The sequence below is a fragment of the Algibacter sp. R77976 genome, assembly GCF_044594645.1.
Lineage (GTDB): Bacteria > Bacteroidota > Bacteroidia > Flavobacteriales > Flavobacteriaceae > Algibacter_B.
Genome location: NZ_CP138989.1, coordinates 3,012,611 through 3,032,867, shown reverse-complemented (window position 1 = coordinate 3,032,867; position 20,257 = coordinate 3,012,611). Strand labels below are relative to the sequence as shown.

General features: G+C 32.5%; 18 protein-coding genes. 11 read left to right on the top strand and 7 right to left on the bottom strand.

Annotation, left to right across the window (positions count from 1 at the left end; genetic code table 11):
* Nucleotides 1-39: 39 nt before the first annotated feature.
* From SJY43_RS12940 to SJY43_RS12930, 3 genes are read left to right on the top strand one after another with little or no spacing between them, the layout of a single operon-like run.
* On the top strand, nt 40-2,463 hold the full coding sequence (locus tag SJY43_RS12940) for a YfhO family protein (RefSeq protein WP_396601164.1): 2,424 nt from the start codon (nt 40-42) through the stop codon (nt 2,461-2,463).
* Entirely contained in the window at nt 2,438-3,736 is a 1,299-nt protein-coding gene (locus tag SJY43_RS12935) for a glycosyltransferase family 4 protein (protein ID WP_396601163.1), read from the top strand. Before SJY43_RS12940 ends, SJY43_RS12935 begins: the two co-directional genes overlap by 26 nt.
* On the top strand, nt 3,736-5,193 hold the full coding sequence (locus SJY43_RS12930; protein WP_396601162.1) for a lipopolysaccharide biosynthesis protein: 1,458 nt from the start codon (nt 3,736-3,738) through the stop codon (nt 5,191-5,193). Before SJY43_RS12935 ends, SJY43_RS12930 begins: the two co-directional genes overlap by 1 nt.
* A gap of 169 nt (nt 5,194-5,362) precedes the next feature.
* Here SJY43_RS12930 and SJY43_RS12925 read toward each other — a convergent pair whose 3' ends face one another.
* Entirely contained in the window at nt 5,363-6,544 is a 1,182-nt protein-coding gene (locus SJY43_RS12925) for a hypothetical protein (RefSeq protein ID WP_396601161.1), read from the bottom strand.
* Between the two features lie 190 nt (nt 6,545-6,734).
* Between SJY43_RS12925 and SJY43_RS12920 the strand changes: the two genes are divergently transcribed.
* On the top strand, nt 6,735-7,919 hold the full coding sequence (locus SJY43_RS12920; RefSeq protein ID WP_396601160.1) for a TlpA family protein disulfide reductase: 1,185 nt from the start codon (nt 6,735-6,737) through the stop codon (nt 7,917-7,919).
* Between the two features lie 107 nt (nt 7,920-8,026).
* Here SJY43_RS12920 and SJY43_RS12915 read toward each other — a convergent pair whose 3' ends face one another.
* Nucleotides 8,027-8,650: a hypothetical protein gene (locus tag SJY43_RS12915; protein ID WP_396601159.1), complete on the bottom strand. Its 624-nt coding sequence runs from the start codon at nt 8,648-8,650 to the stop codon at nt 8,027-8,029.
* Between the two features lie 255 nt (nt 8,651-8,905).
* Here SJY43_RS12915 and SJY43_RS12910 point away from each other — a divergent pair, with 255 nt between their 5' ends.
* Entirely contained in the window at nt 8,906-10,006 is a 1,101-nt protein-coding gene (locus SJY43_RS12910; protein ID WP_396601158.1) for a DUF3667 domain-containing protein, read from the top strand.
* Between the two features lie 148 nt (nt 10,007-10,154).
* Here the strand turns inward: SJY43_RS12910 and uvrA are convergent, their stop codons facing one another.
* Nucleotides 10,155-12,938 (bottom strand): excinuclease ABC subunit UvrA, encoded by a 2,784-nt coding sequence (gene uvrA, locus SJY43_RS12905; protein WP_396601157.1) that lies wholly within the window; start codon nt 12,936-12,938, stop codon nt 10,155-10,157.
* Nucleotides 12,939-13,173: 235 nt separating this feature from the next.
* On the opposite strand from uvrA, the gene SJY43_RS12900 reads away from it, so the two are divergent.
* Nucleotides 13,174-13,758 (top strand): RNA polymerase sigma factor, encoded by a 585-nt coding sequence (locus SJY43_RS12900; RefSeq protein ID WP_396603414.1) that lies wholly within the window; start codon nt 13,174-13,176, stop codon nt 13,756-13,758.
* 57 nt (nt 13,759-13,815) lie between these two features.
* A complete protein-coding gene (locus SJY43_RS12895) occupies nt 13,816-13,962 on the top strand; it encodes a hypothetical protein (protein ID WP_396601156.1) in 147 nt (48 codons plus the stop codon).
* A 26-nt stretch (nt 13,963-13,988) separates the two neighbouring features.
* Here the strand turns inward: SJY43_RS12895 and nth are convergent, their stop codons facing one another.
* Nucleotides 13,989-14,648 carry an endonuclease III domain-containing protein gene (gene nth / locus SJY43_RS12890; protein ID WP_396601155.1) on the bottom strand — a complete coding sequence of 220 codons (660 nt, stop codon included), beginning with the start codon at nt 14,646-14,648 and terminating at the stop codon, nt 13,989-13,991.
* Between the two features lie 35 nt (nt 14,649-14,683).
* On the opposite strand from nth, the gene bcp reads away from it, so the two are divergent.
* Nucleotides 14,684-15,136 (top strand): thioredoxin-dependent thiol peroxidase, encoded by a 453-nt coding sequence (gene bcp, locus SJY43_RS12885; RefSeq protein ID WP_396601154.1) that lies wholly within the window; start codon nt 14,684-14,686, stop codon nt 15,134-15,136.
* A gap of 37 nt (nt 15,137-15,173) precedes the next feature.
* Here the strand turns inward: bcp and SJY43_RS12880 are convergent, their stop codons facing one another.
* Nucleotides 15,174-16,649: a TonB-dependent receptor gene (locus SJY43_RS12880; protein ID WP_396601153.1), complete on the bottom strand. Its 1,476-nt coding sequence runs from the start codon at nt 16,647-16,649 to the stop codon at nt 15,174-15,176.
* Nucleotides 16,650-16,741: 92 nt separating this feature from the next.
* Between SJY43_RS12880 and SJY43_RS12875 the strand changes: the two genes are divergently transcribed.
* Both SJY43_RS12875 and SJY43_RS12870 read left to right on the top strand, forming a co-directional pair.
* Nucleotides 16,742-17,503 (top strand): MBL fold metallo-hydrolase, encoded by a 762-nt coding sequence (locus SJY43_RS12875; RefSeq protein WP_396601152.1) that lies wholly within the window; start codon nt 16,742-16,744, stop codon nt 17,501-17,503.
* A 12-nt stretch (nt 17,504-17,515) separates the two neighbouring features.
* Complete coding sequence (locus SJY43_RS12870; RefSeq protein ID WP_396601151.1) at nt 17,516-18,016, top strand: hydrolase; 501 nt, start codon at nt 17,516-17,518, stop codon at nt 18,014-18,016.
* 2 nt (nt 18,017-18,018) lie between these two features.
* Here the strand turns inward: SJY43_RS12870 and SJY43_RS12865 are convergent, their stop codons facing one another.
* Together SJY43_RS12865 and SJY43_RS12860 are read right to left on the bottom strand one after the other, a co-directional pair.
* Nucleotides 18,019-18,402 carry a hypothetical protein gene (locus SJY43_RS12865; RefSeq protein ID WP_396601150.1) on the bottom strand — a complete coding sequence of 128 codons (384 nt, stop codon included), beginning with the start codon at nt 18,400-18,402 and terminating at the stop codon, nt 18,019-18,021.
* 38 nt (nt 18,403-18,440) lie between these two features.
* Nucleotides 18,441-18,812 (bottom strand): helix-turn-helix domain-containing protein, encoded by a 372-nt coding sequence (locus SJY43_RS12860; RefSeq protein WP_396601149.1) that lies wholly within the window; start codon nt 18,810-18,812, stop codon nt 18,441-18,443.
* Nucleotides 18,813-19,105: 293 nt separating this feature from the next.
* Between SJY43_RS12860 and SJY43_RS12855 the strand changes: the two genes are divergently transcribed.
* On the top strand, nt 19,106-20,251 hold the full coding sequence (locus SJY43_RS12855) for a M14 family zinc carboxypeptidase (protein ID WP_396601148.1): 1,146 nt from the start codon (nt 19,106-19,108) through the stop codon (nt 20,249-20,251).
* Nucleotides 20,252-20,257: the final 6 nt, after the last annotated feature.

Below are 20,257 nucleotides of genomic sequence, written 5' to 3'. Positions count from 1 at the left end.
TATAACTATTTTTCAGAATCATTTTCTTAAAAACGTTTCATGTCATTTTCAATTAAAAAAATATTACCTCATGTATTAGTTTTACTGGGTTTTATAATAATTTCATTAGCTTATTTTAGTCCAGTTTTAAAAGGAAAAGCAATATACCAAAACGATATAGTCCAATATATTGGTATGAGTAAGCAGCAGACGGATTTTAAAGCCGAAACTGGCGAAGAAACTTATTGGACTAATAGTGCGTTTGGAGGTATGCCTACTTATCAGTTGGGGGCAAAGTATCCGCATAATTACATTAAGAAACTAGATTTAACATTACGGTTTTTGCCAAGACCAGCTGATTATCTATTTCTATATTTATTAAGTTTTTATATCTTTTTATTGGTGCTAAAAGTAGATTTTAAACTCGCAGCACTTGGCGCGTTAGCCTTTGGTTTTTCTACATATTTAATAATTATTCTAGGTGTTGGACATAATAGTAAGGCGCATGCAATTGCTTATATGCCGCTAGTTTTAAGCGGTATTTTATTGGTTTTTCAGAAGCGATATGTTCTAGGGTTTTTGTTGACAACCATTGCTATGGGGCTAGAATTGGTAGCAAATCATTTCCAAATGACCTACTACCTTATGTTTTTGGTTATTGTTTTAGGTGTAGCTTATTTAGTTGATGCTTATAAAAAACACATGTTACCGCATTTTTTTAAGTCTATTGGTGTTTTGGTTGCTGCTGTAGTGCTATCTATAGCTTTAAATGCTACTAATTTTTTAGCTACAAGTGAATATGTAAAAGAAAGCAAGCGTAGTAAAAGTGAATTGACTATAAACCCAGATGGTTCTCCAAAAGAAGTGACTTCTGGTTTAGACAGAGATTATATTACGCAATTTAGCTACGGTATTGTTGAAACATTTAATTTGTTTATACCACGTTTTACTGGAGGTGGGAATTCAGAAGATGTGGGTAAAGATTCTGCTACATATGAGGCATTTAGGAAATTAGGAGCAACAACAACTCAAGCGGCTCAAGAAGCTAAGCGTGCACCAACGTATTGGGGAGATCAGCCTATAGTTGAAGCGCCTGCTTATGTTGGAGCTGTTATTTTGTTTTTATTCGTTTTAGCTTTGTTTTTGGTTAAAGGACGTTTAAAATGGTGGCTTGTTGGAGGAACAGTTTTATCGTTGTTGTTGTCTTATGGAAAAAACTTAGGGTTTTTAACCGATTTCTTTATTGATTACGTGCCGCTTTATAATAAGTTTAGAGCTGTAAGTTCTATTCAAGTAGTTCTGGAGCTGTGTATTCCTGCATTGGCTATTTTTGGCTTGGTTAGACTATTTAATGATTTTGAAAAGAAAGAAGATAAGATTAAAGCTTTAAAGTTTTCTGCTATAATAACTGGTGGATTGGCTTTGGTGCTCTTGCTGTTTAAATCGTCGTTGTTTGATTTTGTTGGTGTTAACGATGGTTTTTATCGTCAAAATTACGGACAAGATTTTGTTGAAGCTTTAAAAACGGATAGAAAAACCTTATTTACACAAGATACTATAAGAACTTTAATTTTAGTTGTGCTATCTGCAGGAGCTATTTATTTATTTCTAAAGGATAAACTAAAAGAAAAATGGGTTATTGTAGCGTTTGCTGCGTTAATTCTGTTTGATTTAGTTGGAGTAGATAGGCGTTATGTTAATAATGATGATTTTGTTTCTGGATTAAAAATGAATAAACCTTTTCAGGCTACTGAAGTGGATCAATACATTTTAAAAGATAAGGAACATTACAGGGTTTATGATTTAGTTTCTGGTCCTTCAAAACCTTCGTATTATCATAATTCTTTAGATGGCTATAATGCTGCTGAATTAAGACGTTACAGAGAAGTGTTTGATTTTTATTTGGCGAAAAACAATATTAATGTGCTTAATATGCTAAATGCTAAATATATTGTAGCACAAGATGAAAAAGGAGCAGCGTTTCCTTATGAAAATGAAAGTGCAAATGGTAATGCTTGGTTTGTTAGCGCTTTGGAACAAGTTGATACTGCCAACGAAGAAATAAAAGCGTTAGATAGTTTAGATTCTAAAAACAAAGCGGTTTATATGAAGCCTTTGTTCGCTAAAACTAATTATAATGATTCATTTGTGGTTGATTCTTTAGCAACTATCAGACTCACAGAGTTTAAGCCTAATTATTTAAAGTATGAGTCTAATAATAACAACAAAGGTTTTGCTGTGTTTTCAGAGATATATTATCCTAGTGGGTGGAAGGTTTTTGTTGATGGTCAAGAAGCAAGCCACCTTCGTGTAAACTATATTCTTAGAGGTATGTTGGTTCCTGAAGGAAATCATGTTATAGAGTTTAAGTTTGATCCAGATGTGGTTAAAACAGGTAGTAAAATAGCGTTAGCAAGTTCAATACTGCTTGGTTTGTTGGTGTTAGGCGGTTTGTTTTATGAGTTCAAAAGAAAGGATGAATAAAAAACGTGTACTCATTATTACATATTATTGGCCGCCAGCTGGTGGCCCTGGAGTACAACGCTGGTTAAAGTTTGTTAAGTATTTACCAGGTTTTAATGTTGAGCCTGTAGTTTTTATTCCTGAAAACCCTAATTATCCAATCATTGATAAAAGCTTGGTGTCTGAAGTCTCAAAAGACATTAAGATTTTTAAGCATCCAATAAACGAGCCTTATAAATTAGCTAAGGTTTTTTCAAATAAGTCTTCTAAAACCATAAGCAAGGGTATTATTTCAGATCAAAAAGAGCAATCGTTAGTTGAAAAATTGATGCTCTACGTGAGAGGTAATTTTTTTATACCTGATGCTAGAGCAGGTTGGGTGAAGCCTTCCGCGGCCTTTCTTTTAGATTTTATTGAAAAAGAAAACATTGAAACCATAATCACAACTGGTCCACCGCATAGTGTGCATCTTATTGGGCTTCAGTTAAAACAAAAACTAGGCGTAAAGTGGTTGGCAGATTTTAGAGACCCTTGGACAACCATTGGCTATCATAAACAATTAAAGCTGTCTGCAGCTTCAAAAGCAAAACATAAGCAGTTAGAAAAGCAGGTTTTAAATGCTTCAGATCAAATTATAGTTACGAGTTCTGTTACAAAACGGGAGTTTCAAGTCCTAACAGAAAAGCCTATTAAGGTGATAACAAATGGTTATGATAACGAGGCAACTATTAATTTTGAGATGGATACTAAATTTACATTATCTCATATTGGGTCGTTATTATCAAAACGAAATCCTGAAATTTTGTGGCAAGTACTTAGTGATTTAACGAAAGAGCATGTTGATTTTTCAAAAGATTTTCAACTTAATTTTATTGGTTCTGTAAGTGAAAATGTGTTAAAATCTATTGACAAGAATAGTTTAAGTGATTATGTAAATAATGTAGGTTATGTTTCACATAAAGAATCTATTGTGTTTCAAAAGAAGTCACAATTATTGCTGTTGATAGAAATAGATTCAGAAGAAACAACGTGTATTATTCCTGGGAAGTTATTTGAGTATATGGTTTCTAAAAGACCAATTATAGCGGTAGGTCCAAATGGTTCTGATGTTGAAAAAATAATCAAAGAAACTAATACGGGGCATTACTTTAATTATTCCGATTACGACTCGTTAAAAAGAATTATCTTAGAGCATTATAAGGCATTTCAAAATAAATCATTGCAAGTACATCCAATTGGTTTGCAAAAGTATCACAGAAAGGCACTTACTGAATCGCTAGCTAATTTATTATAATGGGCATCGTTGCAATACAATCCTTTAAAAACATTATTTCTACCTATTTGGGTTTTTTTATTGGAGCCATTAATACCTTATTTCTTTATACAGAATTTTTAAGTGACGAATATTACGGTATGGTTGGCTATATGCTGTCTTTAGCATATGTTATCATGCCAATTATGGCATTTGGTATGCATAACACCTTAGTTAAGTTTTATTCAAATTTTAAATCTAGAGTGTCTTTAAATAGCTTTTTAACGCTCATGTTGGTGTTGCCAATTTGTGTTATAATTCCTTTAATATTTATCACTTATGTGAGTTATGATGCGATTGCTAGTTTCTTGTCAAATAAAAACGACATCATTAAGAGTTATTTATGGCATACGTTTATTGTGGCTATTGCATTAGCTTATTTTGAAGTGTTTTTTGCTTGGGCAAAAGTGCAAATGAAAACTGTTTTTGGAAACTTTATGAAAGAAGTTTTTCATAGAGTAGGAACTATGATTTTATTGTTTTTGTTGCATTTTGAAGTGGTAGATCTTGAGCAATTTATGGCTGGACTTGTTTTTGTTTATGTATTAAGAATGTTGGTCATGAATATTTATGCATTTAGTATAAAGATCCCGGTTATTACTTTTAAACGTGTACCCAATCTGCGTAATATTTTAAAGTATTCATTTTTAATAATTATTGCAGGGTCTATCGCTACTATTTTGTTAGATGTTGATAAAGTGATGTTGGGTCACTATATTGATATTAAAGAGATTGCATATTATAATGTAGCTATATTTATTGCTACAGTTATTGCGGTGCCTCAGCGTGCGATGCATCAAATATTATTACCATTATCAGCTAAATATTTAAATGAAAAGGATTTTGATGCTTTAAAAGATTTGTATAAACGAAGCTCATTAAATTTATTTATTGTTGGTGGTTTTATTTTCTTGCTAATTGTACTCAATATTAATCAGCTGTATTACGTTATTCCGGAAGAATTTAGTGGTGGTTTGTTTGTCGTGTTTATGATAAGTACATCAAAGCTTTATGATAATGCCTTAGGTAGTAATAATGCCATTTTATTTAATAGTGACTATTACAGAATGGTGTTAGTTTTAGGTGTTTTTCTAGTTGTTTTAATGGTCTTGCTAAATATTGTTTTTATCCCCATTTTAGGCATCAATGGTGCTGGTATCGCTACATTTTTAGCGGTTTTTATGTATAATTCTATAAAATTGTTTTTTGTTTATAGAAAATTTAAAATGTTTCCTTTTACCAATTATACTTTAAAAATAGCCTTACTTTTATTAGTAAGTGTGCTCTTGTTTTATTTCTGGGAATTCCCATTCCACCCAATAATTAATATAGGTTTAAAATCTTTTTTGATAACTACACTTTATGTATTTGTTGTGTATCGATTTAATTTTTCTGAAGATATCTCGAAACTAATAAATAAGCTTTTAAAGCTTAGGTAGGGTGGTTTCAAATTAAATAATGATGTCACGTTGAGCGCAGTCGAAACGTAATAGAAATGAGATTTTTTTATGAGATTCCGGACTACGCAGGAATAGAAAACAGAAAACCCCGCAATGTCGCTTTGAGGCATACATATTGCAGGGCTTTCTTAACTAACCAACCAAAATTTTACGATCGTCTTCTTGTTGAAGTTGTTGATCTTGTATTGTTTCTAGAACTACTACTTTGTGTTGCTCTTGGTGTTCTTGTTTGCGTAGACCTCGAAACTGTGCGTTTTTGCGTTGTTCTTGGTTTACTTACATTACTACGTTGAGCTATTTGCGTATTTCTAGTGTTATTGCTATTTCTATTATATGTACGAGTATTTGTGCTTTTTGGTTTTTGAACCGTTCTATTATTTTGTGCACGATTAACTGTTTTGTTTCTTGTACTCGTTCTATTGTTGTTATTGCTAACGTTTCCAGTTGATCTTCTCGTGTTATTTATTTGAGTATTATTTCGAGAAGTTGTTTTTCTCGTTTTTTCTCTGTTCGCATTAGGCGTTGTTCTTCTAGTATTGTTATTTGTTATGCTATTGTTACGTCTTGTTGTTGTGTTTTTTGCTATAGATCTTCTAGAGTTTGCACTTCTATTTACTTGAGTTACATTTCTTTTGCTTCTGTTTACTGTAGCGTAACTTCTATTTCTTGTTATTGTGTTGCCTCTTCTGTTGGCAATAGCAGTTCTTGGTCTAGAATTGTTTTGAAACGCTCTGTTATAAGTGTAACGTACAGGGTTGTAAAATTGTCTGTAAGGCCTGTTGTAAACTACACAATAATCGTATGCTGGTGCGCTATAATATCGGTGCCATGGTCTGTAAACATAGCCTCTGTTAAATGTGTTTATAAATCCAGTATAGTGAGAATACACATTGTTTCTGTAATAAACATTTAACCCTCCAATTCGGTTTATATACCCAAAGTTGTTGTAATAAATGTTAACATTTCCAGCTTGACTAATACGTCCGTAATAATCATAATAAATCGGAATGTTTTCAATTTGAATGATTGCTCCAAATTCATCATACTGTACATAAGCATCATAGTCGTATCCAGAGTTGAAACTTATGTTTACGTTTCTAGTATTAACATTAACGCCAAAGCGTGAATTGTTTCTAATAATATTGAAATCGAATTGACCATCTCTAAATACAGAAAACTCAATACCATCTACATTAAATATGAAAGAGTTGCTATAACCTCCATAATATGCCGCTGCAGTATTAGCAGTTGTTTCAATATTGGTTGTTGTTGCGTTTGCTGTAAATCCCGTAAGGATTAAACCTGCTAATAAGAATATAAACTTTTTCATAATTGTAAATTTTAAAGGTTACTGTTTTAGTAATTACAAACAGCGTGCCAAAAAATAGGAGTGTGGGTTTAAGCCTTATGCTTACTGAAAAAATAGTTGTTATTATTTTTAGAATGAGAACGTATTATGTTGTTTTTGAAAGAAAATTTCGCGAACTTCGTCTTGTCTTTAAATAAAATTCATAGCAACTATGTCTATAAAAAATATCACAGGTCTTGTTTTAATGACCATTACATTAATAGCATGTAATTCTCCTGGGTATATATCTGGAAAAATAGAAGGTGTAGAAAATAAAAGTATTCATGTTTACCTAATTGAACCGGGTAATTTAAATGAGGTTTCCGCTTCTTATTTTGGTAAAGTTTTAGATTCGGCATTAGTGAATTCAGATGGCAGTTTTGAGTTCCTTAACACGCCACAAGCCACAGATCCTACATTATTAGAATTAGCTATACAACATTCTGGAAAGGCTCCTAATTTTTTGCAAAACGAAGATTTAACTAAAGCTAATTTTATGCCTGTTTCCTGGCAATTAGGTGAGCGTATTCAAATCATAGCAAAGTTTGAAGAATTCCAAAAAAGTTTTTCAATTAAAAACCCTTCAGAAATAAATAAAGCTTTGTTAAGTTTAAGGGATGTTAATCAGAGCGCATATGAAACCTTTATTAAAGAAAAGCCCTGGCAATTAGTAGAAGGTGATCAATTAATGGAAAAAGAGCATGCTGTTTTGCAATACCAAAAGGAATTAATTAAGTATGCAGATAGTGTGCCGTATCTTTTGCCAGCGCTAGTGGCGTTAAGATGGGTGAGCCCAGAAAATGATTATGAACGTGTACCCGAGTTTTTGGTGAGTCAATGTGATAAATGGAAACAACAACAACCCAATAATGAATGGGTGAAACAGTTATGTAAAAAAAGTGAGTCTTCCAATTTACCGGTTTTAATAGGTGATGTGTTTCCAGATCTTAAACTACCTTTATTAACGAAGGATACACTTTCTATTAACGAGCAATTAGGTAAAAAGCTAACTATTATAGATTTGTGGGCATCTTGGTGTGCGCCTTGTAGAAAGGAAAATCGTGAGTTTTTAGTGCCTATTTGGGATAAATATCATGATAAAGGCTTGCAAATTATTGCATATGGTTTAGAGAGCGATGCGTCTGCTTGGAAAGCAGCTGTAGAAAAAGATGGGGCGGGTAGATGGTTTCAGGCTTCAGATCTTCAGGGGGATGATGCGTCTTTCTTGAAAAAAATACGCATTCAGACTATTCCTGCTAATTTTATTCTTGACGATAGAGGCGTGGTGGTTGCTAAAAATGTTCATGGAACATCTTTAGTTAATTGGGTTGAAGCTTATATGAACAATAACAAGTAATTAATAAAATTGATTATTGGTGTTGAGACAGATTTTTGAAATATAAAAAAACCTCGAAGCTATTATAGATTCGAGGTTTTTACTTTTAACTGACTAATTTCAATAAATTATCTTTTGCTTTTTTTACCCTTATTTTGTTTAATCACTTTGCCTTTTTTTTTTAAATAGTAGTAGTCATTATAATTTCTATTGTTATTACGGTTAATATGCCCTCGAGTGTTTATAATTTCTCCAAAACGGTTATAGTTAACTCGTAATCCACCAATTTGATTTACTAGTTTGTTTCTACCTCGAGTATAGTCTATAAATACTGAGCCTACACGTGTAATATTTCCGCGTCTATCATAATTTAAAAACACATTTCCAATTCTTCTTACTTTACCGGTTCTATCTCGTAAAATAGAAACTCCACGATTCTTTTTGTATGCCGATGTAAAGCCAATATTTGCATTTGGGCCTCTTTGCGAGGTATTCATGTTGCTGCGTCTAGAATTGTTTCTGTAATATGCATCATTGTAAAAGGCATGATTTGTTTTTGTATTAAAATCAAAAGTGCCATCAGGGAAAATTAAAAATTCTATGCCACGCTCCATAAACACAATAGGTTCTGCATTACGGTAGTTTTTCTTTTTTTCTAATTTTATTTTCGATGTTGTGTTGTTTTGTTCTGTTGCGGTTGCAGTTGTTAATCCTATCAACAAACTTGCAAATACTAGTAATACTCTTTTCATAATCATAAGGATTTCATTTTGCCTACTCTTTAGCTTTTCGGCTTTCGCTATTGTTTAGTAGTTTTCAATTTGCGTGCCAAGAAAATAGAAAACAGCCGGTGTTAACTTAAGATTAACATCGTGACTATGATTAAGTTGTTGATTTGCAAATAAATATGGATTTGTCTTTTGAATAGTTTTTATTTAGTGTTTTAAGAGAAAAGATAGTTAGTTTTATAAAAATTATTACTTTTATGAAATAACCAATCGTTTTAAATGAAAAGTAAAAAAGAAACTTGTAAAAATTGTGAAAAGCAATTTAAGGAAAGTTTTAAGTTTTGTCCGCATTGTGGGCAACAAGCAAAAGACGAGCTTACTGTAAAGGTGTTGTTCTATAACACGATAAGTAATTATTTTTCTTTTGATGCGCGCTTTTTTAAAAGCTTTTTTCCTTTACTATTTAAACCAGGTTATTTAGCTGATAAATTTATTGAGGGTAAACGCTTGTTATACTTGCATCCTGCGCAAATGTATTTATTTATTGCGGTCGTTTTTTTCTTTTTGTTTTCGTTTATTCAGCGTAACACCGTGCAGGCTTTAGATGAAGGGTTAGCGGAAGTTACAAGTAAGGAAAATATATTAAAAGATATTACAGATGTGCGTATTAGGGACTCTATTTCGGTTGTTTTGACTGAGAAACAAAAAATAGAAGACTCTGTTGCTCGTGCTGAACTTCGTAAAACTTTAAAGGCGAACAAGTTTCTTCATGACTTTTCTGAGGAACAAATGGATTCTCTAGTAAATGCCGAAAACTTTAGGAAAAACGGAATGGTTGATTTTGATTTTAGTACAAAATCTGTCGATTCTTTAATAGCCTTGGATGCTCCTGATGATGTTATTTATAAAGATATGGGAATGCCAGATGATGCTGGATGGTTAAAAAGGAAATTGTATAAACAGGCTTTAAGGTTTTATAAATCGAGACAGGGTGGAAGTATTCTGCAAACGTTTTATGATACGATTCCTATTGCGATGTTTTTCTTATTACCAATTTTCGCATTAATTCTAAAAATTTTATATAGAAAACATGGCTTGTATGCACACCATTTGGTGTTTAGCTTTTACTATTTTTCGTTTTTGTTTACTGTGCTTAGTTTGATTATTGGGATTAATTTTATTGTTGATATTCCCGATTGGATTGATTGGTTGGTGGCGTTTTCTGCATTTATATATTTATACCTAGCGCTAAGACGGTTTTATCAGCAAGGATGGATTAAAACCTTTTTTAAAGCTAGTTTGACGTCGTTTTTGTTTTTGCTATTTATAGCGCCGTTAACAGCGACTTTTTTAGGGATGTTTGCATTTTTGTTTTACTAAAAGTTGAAACGTTAGCTTGATGTTTGTTGTGAGTTGGATTTGCGTTAGGGATTGCAGCGGATAGCCCACAGCCTGACGTAGGAGGTGCGAGGACTTGCAGCGGAAAGCCCGACCTTTAGGTAACGCCCAAATAATTAAAGATTTTATACTAAAGTTTGTCTTTTAAATACTTCCCAGTTTCTGATGCTTTTATTTTTATGATTTCTTCTGGAGTTCCTACAGCTACTAAGTTGCCGCCTTTTTCACCACCAGTAGGACCGAGGTCGATAATATGGTCTGCACACTTTATTAAATCGATATTGTGTTCTACAACAATTATGGAGTGGCCTTTCGCGATTAAAGCATTAAAAGATTTTAAAAGCTTTTGGATGTCGTGAAAATGTAAACCGGTTGTCGGTTCGTCAAAAATAAAAAGTGCTTTTTCTTTATTGTTTCCTTTTCCTAAAAAGGACGCTAGTTTTATACGCTGCGCCTCACCACCAGAAAGGGTAGAAGAGCTTTGGCCTAAAGTGACATAGCCTAAGCCAACATCTTGAAGTGGTTGTAGTTTGTTTTTAATTTTAGTTTGTTCTGTGGCTTCAAAAAAGGCAATGGCATCATCGATAGTTGAATTGAGAATGTCGTCAATATTTTTATTGGCAAATGTCACTTCAAGTACTTCTTTTTTAAAACGTTTGCCTTTACAGGTTTCGCATTCTAGATGTACATCTGCCATAAATTGCATTTCAATAGTTACTTGACCTTCGCCTTTGCAAGTCTCACAGCGTCCGCCATCTACGTTAAAAGAAAAGTGTTTGGCTTGGTAGTTTCTAATGGCGCTTAATTTCTGTTTTGAGAATAGCGCTCTAATATCATCATACGCTTTTATGTACGTTACTGGATTGGATCTTGACGACCTTCCAATTGGGTTTTGATCTACAAATTCTATATGATTGATGTTGCTGAAATTGCCTTCTAGAGATGTGAATTGCCCTGGCTTATCTCCAAAATCGGTTAATTTTTTTTGTAATGCAGGAAACAGTATTTTTTTAACTAATGTACTTTTTCCGCTACCTGAAACACCTGTAATTACAGTTAACATGCCCAAAGGGAAACTAACATCAATATTTTTCAAGTTGTTTTCGCGAGCACCAACAATATCTACATGGTATTTTGAAGTTCTTCTTGTTTTGGGAACTTGAATTTTTAGCTCTTCATTTAAATACTTTGCTGTTAAGGATTCTGAAGCTAAAATATCTGCATATGTGCCATCGGCAACTACATGGCCACCAAAGGTTCCTGCTTCTGGGCCTATATCTATAATGTACTCGGCAGATTTCATGATGTCTTCATCATGCTCGACTACAATAACTGTGTTTCCTAAATCTCGCAACGATTTTAAAACTGAAATTAATCGTTCTGTATCTTTTGGGTGTAGGCCAATACTCGGTTCATCAAGAATATACATAGAGCCAACTAAGCTGCTTCCTAAAGAAGTTGCTAAATTTATACGTTGGCTTTCACCACCAGAAAGCGTGTTAGATTTCCTGTTTAGTGTTAAGTAATCTAGGCCAACATTGGCAAGAAAAGCTAATCTGTTATTTATTTCTTTTAATAATCGATTAGCAATTTGTGTGTCGTAATCGTTTAATTCAAGCTGCTTAAAGAAGCTTGTTAGCTTGTCTAATGGCATTTCAACCAAATCGGTAAGGGTTGCGCCTGCAATTTTTACATAATTAGCTTCAATGCGTAATCGCTTGCCATTACAGGTTTTACATTTTGTTTTTCCGCGGTAACGCGATAACATAACCCGGTTTTGAATTTTATATGCTTTAGATTCTAGTTCTGCAAAAAATGAATTTAAGCCTTCGAAGTGTTTGTTTCCTGTCCAAACTAATTTTTTTTGAGCATCTGTTAACTCAAAATAAGGTTTATGAATAGGGAAATCGAATTTATGTGAGTTGTTAACCAACTGGTCTTTGTACCAACTCATGCTTTCTCCTCGCCAAGGAAAAATGGCGCTTTCGTAAACTGAGAGTCCTGTGTTTGGAATTACTAAATCTTCGTCAATGCCAATAATATCGCCGTAACCTTCACATTTAGGGCAGGCGCCATATGGGTTGTTAAAACTAAATAAATGTACATTTGGTTCAAGAAAACTTATGCCGTCTAATTCAAATTTATTACTAAAAGGGCGTTGCTTGCTATCTTTTAATGTCTCTATGATGCATTCGCCTTTACCTTCAAAAAAAGCGGTTTGTATAGCATCTGCTAGGCGATTATAAAAGTCTTCTTCGTGTTTTGTTACAACTCTATCAACAACTAATAAAACAGTATCTTTTTTAGAAATTGACGTTGCTTCATCAATTCTTAAAACAGTATCGTTAACCTTTATCCTGGCATAACCTTGTTGTTGCAATGTTTTAATTTTATCTTCTATAGTGCGTCCTTCTTCCAAATAAATAGGAGCGAGTAGGAGAAGTTTTTCTCTTTCAGGGAACGTTTTTATATGGTTTAAAACATCTGTAACCGTATCTTTTTTTACTTCTAAGCCAGAAACTGGAGAATATGTTTTGCCAATTCTAGCGAATAGTAATTTTAAATAGTCATAAATTTCTGTAGTTGTACCAACTGTTGATCGCGGATTTGTAGAATTTACTTTTTGCTCGATAGCAATAGCAGGTGCAATGCCTTTTATATAATCTACTTTTGGTTTATTTAACCGCCCTAAAAACTGGCGTGCGTAACTTGATAGGCTTTCTACGTAGCGTCTTTGTCCTTCTGCATATAGTGTGTCAAAAGCCAAACTAGACTTTCCAGATCCAGATAATCCTGTAATAACTACTAATTTATTTCTAGGAATTACAACATCGATATTTTTTAAGTTATGCAGTTTTGCACCCTTTATAATGATGTTTTCTTTTGGATTTACTTCGGAAATAGTAGTGTTCATGGATTTTTTAAGAAGATAATTTAGCAAAGATAAGACAAGTGAGCGAGCATAAAAAATAACCGTTTGTCGAATAAATTGTTAAAAAAATAATGATTTATTGCTTTTTAGGAATGATTGTTGTTATATTTGAAACATCTAATAACTTAAAAAACACGCATCTATAGCATAAAATTACTTTTAAACTTAATAACCCCAAGCAATGAAGCCTTCACTTCGTGCGTTAAAAGTAAACATTATGCAACGAGAACTTATTACAGATGCTATTCTAGTTAGTAACTACATTAAAGGTGATGAAAATGCCATAGAGACCTTAATTAAAAGGCATAAACAACGAATTTACAGTTTTATTTATTCAAAAGTATACGATAGAGATGTTGCTGAAGATATTTTTCAGGATACGTTTATAAAAGTGATTCGTACTTTAAAACGAGGTGCTTACAATGAAGAAGGTAAATTTTTGCCTTGGGTAATGCGTATATCTCATAATTTGGTGATTGATTTCTTTAGAAAAAACAACCGCATGCCTAAATTTGACAATGCTGGCGATTTTAATATTTTTTCTGTTTTAAGTGATCCTGGATTGAATGCTGAAAAAACACTAATTAAAGAGCAGGTAGAAAATGATGTTAGACGTTTGGTTAATGAGCTTCCTGATGACCAGAAAGAAGTTTTAATGATGCGTATCTATAATGATATGAGTTTTAAAGAAATATCAGATAGAACAGGCGTAAGCATTAATACTGCGCTAGGGAGAATGCGTTATGCGTTAATTAACTTAAGAAAGATAATTGATAAGCATAATATCGTTTTAACCAATTAATACAATAAAGTGAGTTTTGCTACGTTATTGGTGTGTATAAACCCTTAACTTAAAAAAATGGCAAAAATTTACTCTGAAAATTCTATTAAAAATTTAGAAAATTTTGATCCGAAAGAAGAAACGGTTAGTTTTCTTCTAAACTATTCTAAGGCTTTAAGTGTTATAGATTGTAATAAAATGAAGTTTGAAGCACTTCTAAATTAAGTTTTAAAAGTCCTGATTTTAACAAATCAGGACTTTTTTAATTTATAATAATCAGTTAAAACGGATTGTCTTCCAATGGTTTTAGTGATAATGTCTTTTTCTAAATCCCAGCCTCTAGCGGGTGAGTATTCGCGTCCGTACCAAATTATTTGAAGGTGTAAATCGTTCCATAATTCTTTTGGAAACAGGCGTTTGGCATCTTTTTCGGTTTGAGCTACATTTTTTCCGTTGGTTAAATTCCATCGATACATTAATCTGTGAATATGGGTGTCTACAGGAAATGCAGGAACTCCAAAAGCTTGAGACATTACTACGCTGGCGGTTTTATGTCCTATAGCTGGCAATTCTTCTAGGTATTCAAAGCTTTGAGGTACTTCACCATTATGTTTTTCAATAAGTATTTTTGATAAACCGTAAATACCTTTACTTTTCATGGGTGATAGTCCGCATGGCCTAATAATTTCTTTTATTTCCTCTACAGATAATTTAATCATATCGTAAGGGTTGTCTGCTTCAGCAAAAAGTATAGGTGTTATTTGGTTTACTCGAACATCTGTGCATTGAGCAGATAGTAAAACGGCAATTAAAAGTGTGTATGGGTCTTTATGATCTAGAGGAATCGGGATTTCTGGGTAAAGTTTATAAAGTGTATTAATAACAAAATTTACCTTTTCTTGTTTAGTCATAAATTGTATTTTTGATAAAAATCAAAGTTAAGACTATGAAGACACTAAAACAAGGGGACGTCGTTCCTAATTTCACGGCAAAAGACGAACAAGGAAACTCTATTTCATTAAGTGATTACAAAGGTAAAAAGTTAGTTGTATTCTTTTATCCAAAGGCGAGTACGCCCGGGTGTACTGTAGAAGCTTGTAATCTAAGGGATAATTATAAAGAGCTTCAAGCTCAAGGTTATGATTTACTTGGTGTAAGCGCAGATTCAGCAAAACGACAAACAAATTTTAAAAATAAATATGAATTTCCATTTCCGTTATTAGCTGATGAAGATAAAACCGTTATAAATGCTTTTGGTGTTTGGGGACCTAAAAAGTTCATGGGCAGAGAATACGATGGTATTCATAGAATGACTTTTCTAATTAATGAAGAAGGTATTGTAGAGCGTGTTATTGAAAAAGTAAAAACTAAAGATCATGCTGCTCAAATATTGGCATAAAAAAAACGGCTATTTAATTAAATAGCCGTTTTTAAATTTATTTTTTCTTTTGCGCTTTTCGTCTGCTAAGTGTTAATGGTCTTCTGGTGTATCCAAATAATCTATAATCCTTGATTAATTCTGCGGTTCCTTCTGGTACCATGTCTTCCCAGCCTGTTTCTCCTTTTGAGATCATTCGTAATATGTCTCTTGAGAATATGTTCATGATGTTTTTATCGTAATCTTTAATGTCAATTACTTTTCCGTTGTATTTAAAGAATTTATATAACTCTTTCATGCGTGGATATACTTTCAAATTTTCGCTAGTAATAAGTTCTCCAGTTTTTGGGTCATTCATCGGGTATAGGTAAACTTTTAAATCTTTAAAGAATAATTTACCAAACGCTTCTAGAATACCACCACTCATATGGCGATAATATTTTTCATCAAATATATCTACTAAATTACCAACACCCATAGCAAGTCCCATTCGAGCTTTTGTGTAGTTCGAGAAGTATTCAACCACCTTGTAGTATTCCTGGAAGTTAGATATCATAACAGATTGCCCTAGAGAGCATAACAAGTCTGCTCTATCTATAAAGTCTTGTTCATCAATTTCTCCTTCTGCTCTTAAGTTTGAGAGTGTGATTTCGAAAACTACAACAGTTTTCTTTTCGTCTACTTTATTCTCTTTAATAAACATTTCGTATGATTTCTCATACATTGCCATGTTTACTTTGGTAACTGGTCTAAAGCTTCCGCGTAGGGCTAAAATATTCTTCTTGTAAAAAATACGCGCAGGTAAAACGTTGGTTCCGTCTGGTCCAAACATTACAGCATCCGTCATGCCGTTTTTAACCAATTGTAAACTCATTAATCTATTGTCGATATTTTCGAAAACAGGCCCTGAAAAGTTTATGGTGTCAATTTCAATTTGATCTTTATGAAGGTGGTCGTATAAATAACGAAGTAATTTTTTAGGCTCATTGTACTTGTAAAATGCTCCGTAAATTAAGTTTGTTCCTAAAACTCCTAATGTTTCTTGTTGTAATCTGGCATCGGTTTCTTTAAAGCGAACATGTAGAATAATTTCATTGTATTCGGCCCCAGCTTCAACTTGGTATTTGATGCCTACCCAGCCATGGCCTTTAAATTGTTTTGCAAAATCAATGGTTGCAACAGTATTGGCATAAGTGAAAAATATTTTACTTGGGTTTTTTTCTCGAGTCAACCTGTTTTCCATAAGGTTCATTTCGTGAGCAAGCATTTTTCTTAAACGTGCTTCGGTAACATATCTGCCGTCATCTTCGGCACCATAAATGGCGTCACTAAAATCTTTATCGTAGGCAGACATTGCTTTTGCTATAGTTCCTGAAGCTCCACCGGCTCTAAAAAAATGACGACAAGTTTCTTGTCCAGCTCCAATTTCGGCGAAAGACCCGTAAATATTTGAGTTAAGATTGATTTTTAATGCTTTTGATTTTAGCGAAGGAATGTCGTCAAACTCTTTATCTCCATTAATGGTAATATTCATATATTAAATAGGTTTCGTCTTGTATTTACAAAGGTATCAAATTAGTAGAGCAAACAAAAAAATAAACTTATTTTTGTGAAAACTTAAGATTTTTGAAAATTACTTTTCTCGGTACAGGCACATCTCAGGGTATTCCTATTATAGGAAGTGATCACCCAGTATGTTTAAGTCAAAACCCAAAAGACAAGCGTTTGCGTGTTTCTGTTTTGGTTGAATGGGGAGAGTTGGCCTATGTTGTAGATTGTGGACCAGATTTTAGGTATCAAATGTTGCGCGAAGATGTAAAAAAAATTGATGGTATCGTATTTACGCACGAACATTCTGATCATGTTTTAGGTCTTGATGACATTAGGCCTTTTTATTTTAGACAAGGTGATATCCCGATATATGCACATAAACGTGTTTTAAAATCTATAAAAAAACGATTTGATTATGTGTTTAAAAAAGAAAACAGATATCCAGGGGCGCCTGAAGTAATAACACATAGGGTTAAAAACAAGCCTTTTAAACTAGGTGGTTTGGATGTTATTCCGGTAAATGGAAAGCATGATAAGTTGCAGGTTTTTGGTTTCAGGTTTAAAGACTTTGCATATTTGACTGATATGAAAACCGTGCCAGATAAAGAGGTCGAGAAGATTAAAAACGTAAAGGTTTTAGTTATTAATGCTTTACGAATTCAGCCGCATCAATCTCATTTTAATTTAGAGGAAGCTCTAGATTTTATAAAGAAAGTTAACCCAGATAAAGCGTATTTAACTCATATTAGTCACTTATTGGGTTTTCATGATGAAGTAGAAAAAACACTTCCAGAGCATGTGTTTTTGGCTTATGATGGATTAAAAATATCAATTTAAATTATATACAAAATGAAGCAAAGAATTTTTATGTATTTGTTTGTGTTTGCAGCGCTTTTGGTGTTGTTTCAATATGTAAGTGCTAAACGAATTTTTGAAGACATAGATAAAAAGTTGGTAACAAGTCAAACACAGCTTATAAAGTATAAAGATTCAGTTGCTGTATTGCGAAATGATATTATGGAGTTATCTCATTTTAATTTAGATAGAAATGAAGATGCAATAAGTTATTTTGAGGATGCAGGTTACGAAATTGATGAATTGATTCCTTTTATAAAAGATGAGCTTTATAAATTGAATGAAGCGAAAGGCGAGCATCCAATAATCCCGTATGCGGCAAGTGAGGGCAGGAAAATGCTTTTAAATACTGTAAAAATGCTCAACCATAAATGGATAATAGCAGATTTCTCTGATGGTGAATACTGGGGTGAGATTTTTTTAACTTATGAGATAACGGATAAAAAAGAGTTGAAGTTTAATCTGGTTGAATATTTCTTATATCCTTTTGATTAATTCTAGTTAATTTTAAAAGCGACACCTTTTTCTTTTCTTTTCTTTTCGCCTTCATTAAAAGATGCTTTAGAGTACTCGAAAGTATAAGAGCTGTCGGTTGTAGTTAGTATTTTCATGTGAATTGGGTCTTTTTCTGCAATAGACACAGGATTTATCTTGTATAAAATAAATTCACAATCATTTATCCATTTTACTTCAGAGCTATCTGTTTTGCCATCATAATAATTAATACTGTAGCGCTCGGTCCTTTTAAAATCGCCACTTTTAGAAATGCCATCTACTGTATAATCAAAACGAAAAGCTCCTGTTTTGTAATCTTTACAATTTCTAGTTGTTTCGTAACAGCTAGTTAGGCTTAATAAAGTTATAAATAATAAAAATCTCATAATAAACTATTGAGTTGCAAATTTAATAAACTGCGCAATCATTTATCGTAATTTTTAAAACTTCCGTCAGAATAAAAAATCACAATGCGCTCAATGGTTTTGTCTTTTTTTATTTCTGCAACTGCTTCATCTTGATTTAAAGTAGGAGGTGTGTTGTTTGGTTTTTGAGTTTCCGTTTTTGATTCAGAAGGAAATGATCCCTTGCCGTTAAAAAGCCAGTACAAATCTACTTCAGGGTAGGTAGATAGAATCTTTAAAATAAAGTCTAAACTAGGCTTGTTTCTGCCAGAAAGAATATGTGAAATACTAGAGCGTTGTACACCAATTTTTTCCGCAAAAGAAGACGCAGATTCCCCATAGTAATTAATGACTTTTTGGAGTCTTTTTATAAAATCTTCTGTGTTTATCAATGTAAATTGTGGTTTTGGGGTAATTTGTGTTACAAATGTAACAATATAACTTTATTTATCCATTTTTATTGTGCTTAATTTTGATTTAATAGTGTAGTAAAACTTTATGTGATTTAATTTAATGTTCTGATTTAAAGGTTTTTGGTTAAATTAATATGCATTGCGTTAATTTTTTATGTTTGTTTCGTTAAACATATTCTAATTGTGTATACTTATGTATACAATTTGATTGAAAACATTGTTTACAATTGTAAAATTGTAAATGTTTACTTTTGTAACGTTAAAAAATAACTATGCAATTAGAACAATTAAAAAAACTGTTTTTAAAACATAAAGAGCAGCGTTTATCTCACCGATATATAACCAATAAAAACATTGAACCATTACTTGGAGATTTAACAGATTTAATTCATGTTGAAACTATTGGAAAATCCGTTTTAAATAATCCTATTTTCGGATTAAAAATTGGATATGGAAATAAGAGAATTTTAATGTGGTCTCAAATGCACGGAAATGAATCGACAACAACAAAAGCAATTTTCGATTTGTTAAATACACTTTTAGATTCAGAATCCAATCTTAAATATATTTTGGAAGCTTGTACATTATATATTATTCCTATTTTAAATCCTGATGGTGCATTAGCATACACACGAATAAATGCTAACGAAGTAGATTTAAATAGAGATGCTCAAAACTTAACACAACCAGAGAGTCATGTATTAAGAGATGCATTTAATACTTTTAAGCCACATTTTTGTTATAACCTACATGGACAGCGCACCATTTTTAGTGCTGGTACTACAAATAATTCTGCTACAGTATCATTTTTGGCTCCAGCTCAAGATGCTGAATGTACCATAACGCCTACTAGAACGGTAGCTATGGAAATAATAGGAGTTATGAATAAGGCATTGCAAGATATTATTCCCAATCAAGTTGGTGTTTATGATGATGCATTTAATTTAAACTGCGTAGGGGATACGTTTCAAAGTGAAAATGTACCAACTATATTATTTGAAGCAGGGCATTATGCACATGATTATGGACGAGATAAGACACGAGAATTGATTTTTACATCATATATAACGTCATTAAGTTACATAGCAAAAAATGATATAACAGGAAGTAAATATAAGCCCTATTTTGATATTCCTGAGAATGATAAGTGTTTTTTAGATATCATTATTAGAAATACTAAAGTAAACGATGAATCTGTTGATATTGGAATTCAATTTCAAGAACGTTTAATTGAAAATGAAATAAAATTTATTCCAAAAGTTGAAAAGATTGAACCATTAAAAGGTATTTATGCTCACCAAGAGATTGATGCTAAAGGTTCTGAAGTATTTGATGCTGAAAGAAAAGCATTAAAAATAGGTTACGAAAACGTTTTCGTGATATTGAATAATGAAAAAATATTGCTTTTACCGAAATAAAACATA

Bases quoted from the DNA above. Each gene is read 5' to 3' on its own strand.
- SJY43_RS12925 (WP_396601161.1), bottom strand. From the start codon at position 6,544: ATGAAAAAGTTTATATTCTTATTAGCAGGTTTAATCCTTACGGGATTT.
- uvrA (WP_396601157.1), bottom strand. From the start codon at position 12,938: ATGAACACTACTATTTCCGAAGTAAATCCAAAAGAAAACATCATTATA.
- SJY43_RS12855 (WP_396601148.1), top strand. From the start codon at position 19,106: ATGCAATTAGAACAATTAAAAAAACTGTTTTTAAAACATAAAGAGCAG.
- SJY43_RS12935 (WP_396601163.1), top strand. From the start codon at position 2,438: ATGAGTTCAAAAGAAAGGATGAATAAAAAACGTGTACTCATTATTACA.
- SJY43_RS12870 (WP_396601151.1), top strand. From the start codon at position 17,516: ATGAAGCAAAGAATTTTTATGTATTTGTTTGTGTTTGCAGCGCTTTTG.
- bcp (WP_396601154.1), top strand. From the start codon at position 14,684: ATGAAGACACTAAAACAAGGGGACGTCGTTCCTAATTTCACGGCAAAA.
- SJY43_RS12920 (WP_396601160.1), top strand. From the start codon at position 6,735: ATGTCTATAAAAAATATCACAGGTCTTGTTTTAATGACCATTACATTA.
- SJY43_RS12940 (WP_396601164.1), top strand. From the start codon at position 40: ATGTCATTTTCAATTAAAAAAATATTACCTCATGTATTAGTTTTACTG.
- nth (WP_396601155.1), bottom strand. From the start codon at position 14,648: ATGACTAAACAAGAAAAGGTAAATTTTGTTATTAATACACTTTATAAA.
- SJY43_RS12910 (WP_396601158.1), top strand. From the start codon at position 8,906: ATGAAAAGTAAAAAAGAAACTTGTAAAAATTGTGAAAAGCAATTTAAG.
- SJY43_RS12895 (WP_396601156.1), top strand. From the start codon at position 13,816: ATGGCAAAAATTTACTCTGAAAATTCTATTAAAAATTTAGAAAATTTT.
- SJY43_RS12880 (WP_396601153.1), bottom strand. From the start codon at position 16,649: ATGAATATTACCATTAATGGAGATAAAGAGTTTGACGACATTCCTTCG.
- SJY43_RS12915 (WP_396601159.1), bottom strand. From the start codon at position 8,650: ATGAAAAGAGTATTACTAGTATTTGCAAGTTTGTTGATAGGATTAACA.
- SJY43_RS12900 (WP_396603414.1), top strand. From the start codon at position 13,174: ATGCAACGAGAACTTATTACAGATGCTATTCTAGTTAGTAACTACATT.
- SJY43_RS12865 (WP_396601150.1), bottom strand. From the start codon at position 18,402: ATGAGATTTTTATTATTTATAACTTTATTAAGCCTAACTAGCTGTTAC.
- SJY43_RS12930 (WP_396601162.1), top strand. From the start codon at position 3,736: ATGGGCATCGTTGCAATACAATCCTTTAAAAACATTATTTCTACCTAT.